This is a genomic window from Roseivivax isoporae LMG 25204 (assembly GCF_000521865.1).
Classification (GTDB): Bacteria; Pseudomonadota; Alphaproteobacteria; order Rhodobacterales; family Rhodobacteraceae; genus Roseivivax; species Roseivivax isoporae.
Genome location: NZ_JAME01000070.1, coordinates 1 through 8690 on the forward strand (window position 1 = coordinate 1; position 8690 = coordinate 8690).

Consider the following 8690-nt stretch of genomic DNA (forward strand, 5'->3'; position numbering starts at 1 on the left):
CTGCGACCGACGGAAGAGAAGGAGGACGCCATGGCGCCACCAAAGAGAAACGCCCGCACATCCCGCGCCCCTGTGACAGCCGACGGGGTATCGGCCGGCTACATCTGGCGGCTGAGCGGCGGCGGCGCGCTCGAGCTGGTCAACCTCTCCGATGGCACCCGGGACGCGCCCGTCACGGCCGGGATCGCCGCAGACGTCATCCGCCTCGGCCCGGAGGTCTCGTGAGCGCGCCGCGTTTCGAGAACCGCTGGGGGTGGTCGACGATCGCCGCAGCCATCGCCGTGGCCGCGTCGCTCGCGGGCCCCGTGGTCTGGTACGGCGAGATTTCCAACCGCGTCGAGGTCGTCGAGCAGGATGTGACGCAGATTCACACGGAGGTGCGGTCGATGGACACGCGTGTCCGACAGAACGAAACGCTCGGCGCCCGACAGGACGAGCGGTATTCGAGCATCCTCGGATACCTGGCTCGGATCGACACGCGCCTCGAGCGAATCGAGCAGCAGTGACCTCGGCGCGCTGACCGCTGCCCGCGCGGCTCGCGGGCCCATCCCAAAATCGGAGAAAGCCATGACGTCGCTCAACCGCGACGCCGTCCGCGCATTGCAGATGGCGTTGACCGAACTGGACTTCGACGCCGGCCCCGCGGACGGAATCGCCGGGCCGCGCACGCGCGCAGCCATCGACGAGTTCCTCGCGGCCCGCAGAGCGCCGGCCGAGGTGCCGCCGGTGCGGTTTGCCGGCGCCGCCAAGCCGCTCGACGACATCGACCTGCCGCGGATCGGCGCGATGATCGGCGTCGGAGAGGACGAGCTGCACGCCGTGATGGACGTCGAGGCCCGGGGCTCGGGCTTCGACAGCGAAGGCCGCCTCGCCATGCTCTTCGAGCCGCACGTCTTCTACCGCGAGCTCGGGCCGGGACCCGCGCGCGACCGCGCGGTGGCGCAGGGGCTCGCCTACGCCAAATGGCGCCGGAACTATCCGAAGGACAGCTATCCGCGGCTCCGCGCCGCCATGGCGATCTACGAGGAGGCCGCGCTGCGCTCCGCGTCTTGGGGCCTCGGTCAGATCATGGGCTTCAATGCCGAGATGATCGGATACCCGACCGCGCGCGCCATGGTCGAGGACATGGTCGACGACGAGGAGCGGCATCTCGAGGCGATGGTCTCTTACATCGTGGCCGCCGGCCTCGATGACGAGCTTCGGCGCAAGGACTGGCGCGGGTTCGCCCGCGGCTACAACGGCCCCGGCTACGCGACCCACGATTACCACGGGCGCCTGCACCGGGCTTTCCTGCGCTGGGACAAGATCCCCGACACCCCATACGAGGAGGCCGCGGCATGAACCGGCTGAAGGAACTGATCTCGTCGCGCGCGGTGCGCGGCGCCATCCAGGACGTCGCCCCGAAGATCGTGGGCGCGCTGACCGGACCGGCCGGGCCGGTTGCCGAGGGCGTGGCGCGCCGCGTCGCGCGCGAGGTCCTGGGCGAACCGGACGCGCCGCCGGCGCGGATCGCCGAGCGCCTGGCGGAGGCCCGGCCGCAGGACATGGCAGCGCTCGCGCGCATCGAGGCCGATCTCGAGGCGGAGACGATGCGGATCGCGGCGCAGGACCGGGCGGATGCGCGGGCCCGCGAGGTGTCGACTGCGGATCCCACGCCGCACCGCTTGGCCTACGGCATCCTTGGACTGTTCGGGCTGGTCCTGGCAGGCCTCTTCTTCATCCAGCCGCCGGAGGGCATTCGCGAGGTCCTGGTCGCGATGGTGGGCGTTCTGGGCGGTCTCGTGGGCGCGGTTGCCAACTACTACTTCGGCAGCTCGATCGGCTCGAAACAGAAGACGGACGGGCTGCTGCGGGGGGCGCGATGACCGACGCTCTGCTTGCCGTTGCCGCCGCGGTGCTGCTCGACGTGACCTCCACCATCTTCGGCCTGAAGTACGGGCTGCGCGAGGCGAATCCGCTGATGGCTCGGCTGCAGGACCGGTTCCCGCCTGGCGGCTGGGTCGTGATCAAGGTCGCGGCGACCGCGGCGCTCTGCGCCTACTCGTGGCGAGAGCAGTATGCGCCCGCGATCTGGATCGTCGCAGCCATCACCGGCGCAATCGCAGTGAACAACTTCCGCCTGATCCGGCGCAAGCGCACCCGAAGTCGCGACTGAAGCACCGTCCTCGACCTGCCCCAAGGGCGCTCCAGCTGCGCCGCACGTGCGCCCTTGGACTTTGGGGTGATGGCAGAAGATCACTCAGATAGCGAATGCGGCCGAAATGAAGGCTGAGCCTACGACAAAAAGGGCTACGCTTAGCAGGAATAAAGCTATGCCGCTGTTTGTCCAGAATTGCTCGGATCGGTTCCATGCAGGTTTTCTGTGCGTGTATGCAGCATTAGCTAGATAGCAAGCCGCCCACGCGACAGTCGCGACCGCTAAACCGAGCGCCCACTTAATGAACGCTGCGCCGACCCCGCACTTTCCGAGAAGAACATCCGCAGCCGAGAGCGTCGCCACGAGAGCGCCGGAGTTTATTGCGGATGCAGCCAAAATGGCCTCACGCGCATAGGTTCGGAAGGCCGCGATTTTCGCCTCATTGGGCTCACTGCTACTCATCTGATCACCTTGGCTCACTTACGCTGTTCGTTTTTAATCGCGCGTTGTCCAAAGGGAAGCAACATGCTGCAAAGCAAGTTGTCAAAGATGGAGCGATGACAAGCGAACCGCCAAGCGCTACCTGCGCCGCATGCGCGTCCTCTATCTCGAGTGCTCATGCGGTAGGAAGGCCAAGGTCGCCTGGCCCATGGATCGGACAACGTTGCGCTCGGAGATCCTGCCACGCACAAGGTGCACGCGCTGCCGTCAGCCGGCGGTGGACATGCGGATCATATGGGAAACGGACGCGAACGCGCTCGAGGGCGCTGCGGTGCCGCCGGGGTGCGGCGAGACCCGGCGGTGGTCCTGATCAGGAAGTTCCGGCCCTTCAACACGTGCCGAAGGCTTGTTTTCGCGCTTGGCACTGCGAACGGTGGAATCCAGTCCTTTGCCGCCGATCGTGTGCTGCGCAGCATGAAAACCGCCGCATCTGTTAGAACGCGGGATTACGCACTCAACGCAACGGCGACGAGAGAACCGGCCGGCGCCAACGTTCACCGCCGCGCCGAGAATGTTCGATCGGTGACAAGGCCTCAGCTCTCAGCTACCATAGTGAAAAGCAAACGGCTTGAAGGGTTATGATGAGTAAATACGACGAACTTCGCGCTGCATTTTCTTCCTACAGAGACGCGGAAATCCAATTCGTTCAGGAGAATCAGGCGCTAGCGCTGCTCATTGTTCACGGCCTGCGTGATTACCTCGAGATGCCGAAGAGCTTCCGCCGAAAGGAAGGCTCCACAACCTATGACCAAAGTTATACGCCTTTCTTCAGTGTGGACGAAGATGGCAATACCGAAGAAGAATCTTTCTTCGAGGATGCGCTATCGCATTTAACCGATGGTTCTTTTAAGTTTGCCTTTGGTGTTATCCTCGAAAGAGCCGAAGGCGACCTTCCAAAGAAAAACCTGATCTTGAACGTTGAGTGCATGCGGCGCGGGGATAAAGTGAATGTCGACGTGTCAGGGAGAGCTCTGGAGGTCACGTTTGATGGGAAGAATTGCCCGGAGATTGATAGCGTCCATGAAATGATCTTCAGTCAGGTGATGGAATGGCTTCAGCATCGCCCGGGCGATGGCCATGGCTTCTCGAAAATTGGCTTCGTAGTTCGCTAATCAATCTCGGCATTCCGTTCACTGCGTCCAGTCGGGTGCGCCCGCCGGGACCGGCCCGGTTATTCCGACCAGCCTATTACATATAACCGCCGTTTAGAGGTTACCGCAGCGAAACTGAGACAGCTGTGTTAGCGATGCCCTTATGCTAGCTGACCGCGCAGGGAGAGGAGCTTGTCGAACATCTCTTCAAGCGCCGTATCAGGGTTCAGCGAATCCGAAACGATAGGATGGATACCACGGCTAGCCAGTACTCGCTCGCGAACAGGGTCGGGCCGCAGCAGAAATATGAAGCACGGAGGCCGTTGCGCCACGAAGCCGGCATTTTCCCACATTTTATGGAGCCGGTATAGTAGCAGGCGCATATTGAGATCGTTCAGGCTATAGCCGACGAAGAGCACGCTGCGGCTTAAGACATCAGCTCGAAACTTGATGTCGAGTGGACTTTCGAACTGCAGCCGCTCAAAATAATCGGATTCCGTGACCACCAGCGAATCGTCATCGTCAAAATCGCCGTGGAACTTTACGATCTGAGTATCGTCAGAATGTGCATTGGCGATGTCGAGCACTGACTTGATCTTGATGAAAGGCTTCTTCTTGAGTTGATGTATGCGCTCAAGGTTGCGATCGTAGTTGGTGGTATAGATTAATGGAAAATCGAGTTCGACTATTTGCTCGTGCACGCGCGACTTCAGCAGGCGATCGTCGGGAATGTGCCAACTGCGGTCCATCCAGCTACGAAGTTCACCGATACTATTGCGTTCCAGTTTATAGAACTCGGCAATTTGCAGATGATCAGCACCATCTGGAACAAGAACTTCGGGATCGTAGCCGAGCTCAGTGGCCATGTGGTCAATCAGGCTAGACCAGCTCGGAAGCTCCAATGGAACCGACAGTCCTGCCCCTGCGAACAACACTACCTTCTTTCTCATTACCAGATCAGCGAGCTGTTCATTCATGCCGGCTACTCCCGAGGTGAGCGGCGAACGCGTCGAGCGCTCGTTTTCTCATTGATATCTCGTTCTTCTTCTCGCCCATCTCTGCAAATGTCTGCTCGTGTCCATCGGGAATGAAGACGCAATCCCACTGAAAACTGTCATCGCCTCGTGGCTCCGAAGCGATCCTGCCGTCGATTGACCCTTCAAAATAGATAACCGTTTTTCCGTTGCAATACCCGATCTGGGTTGTTGCTGTAACCAATCCGCCCCCGAATAAGTACGCGACACGTTCCTTTTGCAGCGTGTCCCAGAATACTTGAGTGAGGCCTCCTGGGAAACCATTTAGGTCCTTGAGGAACAGGCAAGTCTGTTCTACGAAAACTGGGTGCCCCAGTAAGTGAAAGGCTCGCAGCGTCTTATTTCGTACGATAGCCCGAACATCGTCCGACTGAAGTTCGTCGATCGGCAGATGTACGGCGACGAGCTCGACGCCCGCGGATTCTAGGATGGTGGATGCCTCGGCAATCTTGCGTTCGTTCCTGGAAAGAAATCTGATGCGCATGTCCCACCCCGAGCGCGATCGCGCTTACAACTGTTTGCCACCGTTACATACTTGAGAAGAGAGTGTCGATGATCGATCTACATGTGCACCTTCGCGGCACAATCACCCCAAAGATGGCCCGTCGACTTGCCGAACGGAACTCGATGAACCTCGACGCTGCCCTGTGGACGTCGAAAGGATATGGGTGGCATGACTTCACCTCCTTTCTGCGCGCATATGACCTTGTGACGTCGGTCATCGTAACCGCGCAAGACCTCGAGGAAGTCGCCTACGACTATCTTTCTCGATCCGCACAGCTGGGCACGACCTACGTCGAGTTTATGCTTTCGCCACCTGACTTGATGCGTGTCGGTGTCGCTTTCGACGACCAGCTCGCGGCCTTGTCCGCTGCTCGTGATCGCGCACTCGAGTTGTATAGCATCGACTGCCGAATGATCGCCACCGCAGTTCGGCATTTGGGGCCTGAGGCCGCCATACAGGCAGCGAGAATAGCGGGTGGTCGTCGACACGACATACTCGTTGGCTTCGGCCTGACCGGCGACGAGCGGAGGTTCTCACCGAGCGATTTCAAGGAAGCCTTCCGCATCGCTCGATCCGAGGGTCTGCGCCCGACGGCGCATGCTGGTGAGCACCGTGGACCTGATACCATCATTGAAGCGATCGACGTGCTTGGTCTGGAACGCGTTGGTCATGGGATCCGAGCGATTGAGTCTGAAGATGTCTTACGCCAACTCGCCTCCGCAAAGGTGCCACTCGAAGTATGTCTGTCGAGCAACCTTGCCCTAAATCTCTGTTCCTCTATCAGAGCGCATCCTGCTGGACCGCTTGTGGAGGCGGGATGCGTGATTGTGCTCGGAACGGACGACCCTTCGTTTTTTTCGACTGACATTGTTACGGAATACAGGCTTGCGGCTCATTTCGGTTTGTCGGCAGCCGAAATAACCGCACAGGCAAAGGCAGCCTCTTTCCGTTCAACTTGATCGTCCTCCGGTTGAAACAGTAAGACGCGCGCATCTCTGATTTTCGCCTAGCTTTGCGCGGTTACACAGCTCTCCGGCTGCTTTCCACGCGTTTGTTTGTTGCCACGCCCGCCTGGCATCATTGGGTCCAGGTTGGGACCGGCTTAAATATATCCAGCCGGTTCAGGGCAGTACGGAATCGCTTATGAAGCGGGATTACGGTCCGAACATCGTCGAGTTCAGCGCCCTCGTGGACTGGGGAGTGATGATTTAATATTTGACATGATCATTTGAGCGGCTCATTTAAGCGTTACCGTCAAAGACGACAGCTTTCGGATTGCGCATGGCAAAATTTGGCCAATGCAGTATTTTGCTTTCCTCTCCTATTCCGATAGCAGTTACGACATTTTCGAAGATGCACTCCGAATAATTTAGTACACCCGCGGTGGACGAGTTCTCGTCAAACTGAATTTTGGTATCACCCAAGAAGAAGTTAGCTCTAATTGTTCCAGGTTCCTTTCGAAGATCAACCTGAAAGAATATTTCCTTTTCTCGTTTTTTTACGGTTAAGAAATTGGTCCTAAACTCAATGTCCCAAGAATTTTCGGTGTTAATAAGTAGATCATTTCGTGAAATAAGAACATCAGGCCACATGCTGGGGAGGGGAATGTATGCATCAATTTGCGCTATTCCATTTTCGATCCACGCGCGCAGAATTGGTCTGTTGAAGAATGTCACAATATTCTTTGTGTTAATGTATGTGTTGCTGCCGATTCTGAATGAAAGGATTTCTGCAGTTGTCCCCAACTCTCCTTTAATCCTGTTGTGAGTCCGATTCCTTGGGTTCGCTTTTGCATTATATGACCGGTCGCGCGGTAGCTTTCCTAGCTTCTGGTGGCAACTCGGACAGAGAGCCACCATGTGTTCGACTTCATGGTGTTTTCGCTCCTCCCACGGAACAATGTGATGGTACTCCAGAATTGGATCCCCACATACAGCACATCCAAATGCGGCTTCCTGCCTTAGGTAGCGGCGCACTCCTGCGGGAATCGTTCGGTTTATTTCCAATGTCTTTCTCCAAGTCAGCACTTCTGTAAGATACTTAAGGTTTGTTAATAAAAGTTTACTTTATGGTATGCGGTAGCTCCATAGTTTTTGATGTGGGGCAGCGCCCCGAATCTCGCCTTCTCGGAGTGGTCGAGAGATTTACATCACAAAGCAAATAGCGTGACGCACCTTCAATTCGTACATTCTTCCAACCGACCCAACCATTGCCATTTCTTCCACTTGTCGCCGGTAGCCCGCAAGTGGCTGTAACGTTGCAGGGACTGCCACGATCGGTGGCCGGATATCGACGCGACCTGCGGGATCGTCTTTCCCATCTCGAACTGCCGCGACACGCCTTCATGGCGCAAGTCGTGAAAGTGCAGGTCCTCTATGCCTAGGAATTTGCAGGCGCGCGTGAACGCTGTGCTGACAGTCTCTGCCGCGTACGGGAACAGTCTGTCGCTGCCCCCGTGCACGTTGATGATGGCGAGCGCCTCGGGCGGCAACTCGCACCAGACGTCGTTCCCTTTCTTCTCACCTGGGTTCTTCATGTCTCGGACGAGGACCCGTGCGTGCTGCGGTTCGAAGTCCGACCGCGTGATGCGGCAAATCTCGTCCTGGCGCCTAGTCGAGAACATGGCGAACGCCGACACGACGTGCATCGGGATCGCGTTCCGCCTTCGGGAACGGTCTGCGAAATGCGCCATGAGTGCGTCCATCTCTTTGATTGTCGGCCGGCGGTCGCGCTTTCCGGACTTCCCGATCAGGCCTAGGCGCTTGCAGACTTTCACCGCGTCCCGCATCGCCTGGTAGTCGAGGGGATACCCGTAACCGGGTCGGCCCACGTCGAACACCGCCGACAGGTGAGAGAGGTAGTTTCCGACGGTCTGTGGTTCACGCGTCTGGCCAAGGCGGCGGGCGAAGGTGACGATGTCCTCCGAGGTAATCTTCGCGCAATCCATGTCGGAGATGCCATCGGCTTTGATCGCGCGCAGGACCTGCGCCTTCGTCTTTCCGATTCCTGTGTGGTCAGTCGTGTAGCGGTCGATCACGTCTCCCAAGGTCCCACTAGGCCTGGCGACCGCATCCATGGCGCCTGGAGCGCGCATCTGCTTTTCCTTGCGCCGCATCCATCTTTCGGCTGCTGCCTCGGTGTCGAAGGTTTGTGCGAACTTCAGTCGCTTTCCCTCGTGCCGGATGACAACCTCGGCCCGGTATGCGATAGAACCGTCCCGACGTTCGCGAGTGTAGATGCTGCCCACTGTCCCCCACGTCTCCGCTTGTGTCCCCCGCTGGGGGACAATGCCGGATTAACCGTGCCGATCAAGGGAAAATGGTTCCCGATAGTGCACGAAGTGACGCGCAAGAAGACGTTGAGAAGAAAGGAAATCCTTTGCTAGGCAATAGCATGCGGCTTTCGGTTGCGCCGATGATGGA

At 58.5% G+C, this 8690-nt stretch carries 12 protein-coding genes and 1 pseudogene; 7 read left to right on the forward strand and 6 right to left on the reverse strand.

Annotation, left to right across the window (positions count from 1 at the left end; genetic code table 11):
- From RISW2_RS24840 to RISW2_RS21960, 5 genes are all read left to right on the forward strand, one after another.
- Positions 1–225, forward strand: a 225-nt coding sequence (locus RISW2_RS24840; protein ID WP_211238740.1) for a hypothetical protein, incomplete at its 5' end; no start/stop codon positions are given.
- Positions 222–506, forward strand: a complete 285-nt coding sequence (locus RISW2_RS21945; RefSeq protein ID WP_043775216.1) for a hypothetical protein — start codon at positions 222–224, stop codon at positions 504–506. The genes RISW2_RS24840 and RISW2_RS21945, both read left to right, overlap by 4 nt.
- Before the next feature lie 61 nt (positions 507–567).
- Entirely contained in the window at positions 568–1341 is a 774-nt protein-coding gene (locus tag RISW2_RS21950; RefSeq protein WP_156943959.1) for an N-acetylmuramidase domain-containing protein, read from the forward strand.
- Positions 1338–1865 carry a hypothetical protein gene (locus tag RISW2_RS23755; protein ID WP_051492308.1) on the forward strand — a complete coding sequence of 176 codons (528 nt, stop codon included), beginning with the start codon at positions 1338–1340 and terminating at the stop codon, positions 1863–1865. The genes RISW2_RS21950 and RISW2_RS23755 overlap by 4 nt, the downstream gene beginning before the upstream one ends.
- Entirely contained in the window at positions 1862–2155 is a 294-nt protein-coding gene (locus RISW2_RS21960; RefSeq protein ID WP_043775219.1) for a DUF5658 family protein, read from the forward strand. Before RISW2_RS23755 ends, RISW2_RS21960 begins: the two co-directional genes overlap by 4 nt.
- 84 nt (positions 2156–2239) lie before the next feature.
- Here RISW2_RS21960 and RISW2_RS24845 read toward each other — a convergent pair whose 3' ends face one another.
- Entirely contained in the window at positions 2240–2599 is a 360-nt protein-coding gene (locus RISW2_RS24845; RefSeq protein ID WP_156943960.1) for a hypothetical protein, read from the reverse strand.
- Between the two features lie 620 nt (positions 2600–3219).
- Between RISW2_RS24845 and RISW2_RS24850 the strand changes: the two genes are divergently transcribed.
- Positions 3220–3750: a hypothetical protein gene (locus tag RISW2_RS24850; RefSeq protein ID WP_156943961.1), complete on the forward strand. Its 531-nt coding sequence runs from the start codon at positions 3220–3222 to the stop codon at positions 3748–3750.
- A gap of 140 nt (positions 3751–3890) precedes the next feature.
- On the opposite strand, the gene RISW2_RS21965 is transcribed toward RISW2_RS24850, so the two are convergent.
- Both RISW2_RS21965 and RISW2_RS24345 read right to left on the reverse strand, forming a co-directional pair.
- Complete coding sequence (locus tag RISW2_RS21965) at positions 3891–4706, reverse strand: SIR2 family protein (protein WP_043775222.1); 816 nt, start codon at positions 4704–4706, stop codon at positions 3891–3893.
- Entirely contained in the window at positions 4699–5247 is a 549-nt protein-coding gene (locus tag RISW2_RS24345) for a non-canonical purine NTP pyrophosphatase (RefSeq protein ID WP_084615528.1), read from the reverse strand. The genes RISW2_RS21965 and RISW2_RS24345 overlap by 8 nt, the downstream gene beginning before the upstream one ends.
- A 68-nt stretch (positions 5248–5315) precedes the next feature.
- On the opposite strand from RISW2_RS24345, the gene add reads away from it, so the two are divergent.
- On the forward strand, positions 5316–6227 hold the full coding sequence (gene add / locus RISW2_RS24350) for an adenosine deaminase (RefSeq protein ID WP_084615529.1): 912 nt from the start codon (positions 5316–5318) through the stop codon (positions 6225–6227).
- Positions 6228–6509: 282 nt separating this feature from the next.
- Here add and RISW2_RS25735 read toward each other — a convergent pair whose 3' ends face one another.
- The 3 genes and pseudogenes from RISW2_RS25735 to RISW2_RS21970 all read right to left on the reverse strand — a co-directional run bounded on the left by RISW2_RS25735 (position 6510) and on the right by RISW2_RS21970 (position 8515).
- Positions 6510–6944: a hypothetical protein gene (locus RISW2_RS25735; protein ID WP_244437707.1), complete on the reverse strand. Its 435-nt coding sequence runs from the start codon at positions 6942–6944 to the stop codon at positions 6510–6512.
- A gap of 156 nt (positions 6945–7100) precedes the next feature.
- Positions 7101–7295: pseudogene (locus tag RISW2_RS25950) on the reverse strand (HNH endonuclease); the annotation flags it as partial.
- Positions 7296–7444: 149 nt separating this feature from the next.
- A complete protein-coding gene (locus RISW2_RS21970) occupies positions 7445–8515 on the reverse strand; it encodes a tyrosine-type recombinase/integrase (protein ID WP_043775225.1) in 1071 nt (356 codons plus the stop codon).
- Positions 8516–8690 lie beyond the last annotated feature (175 nt).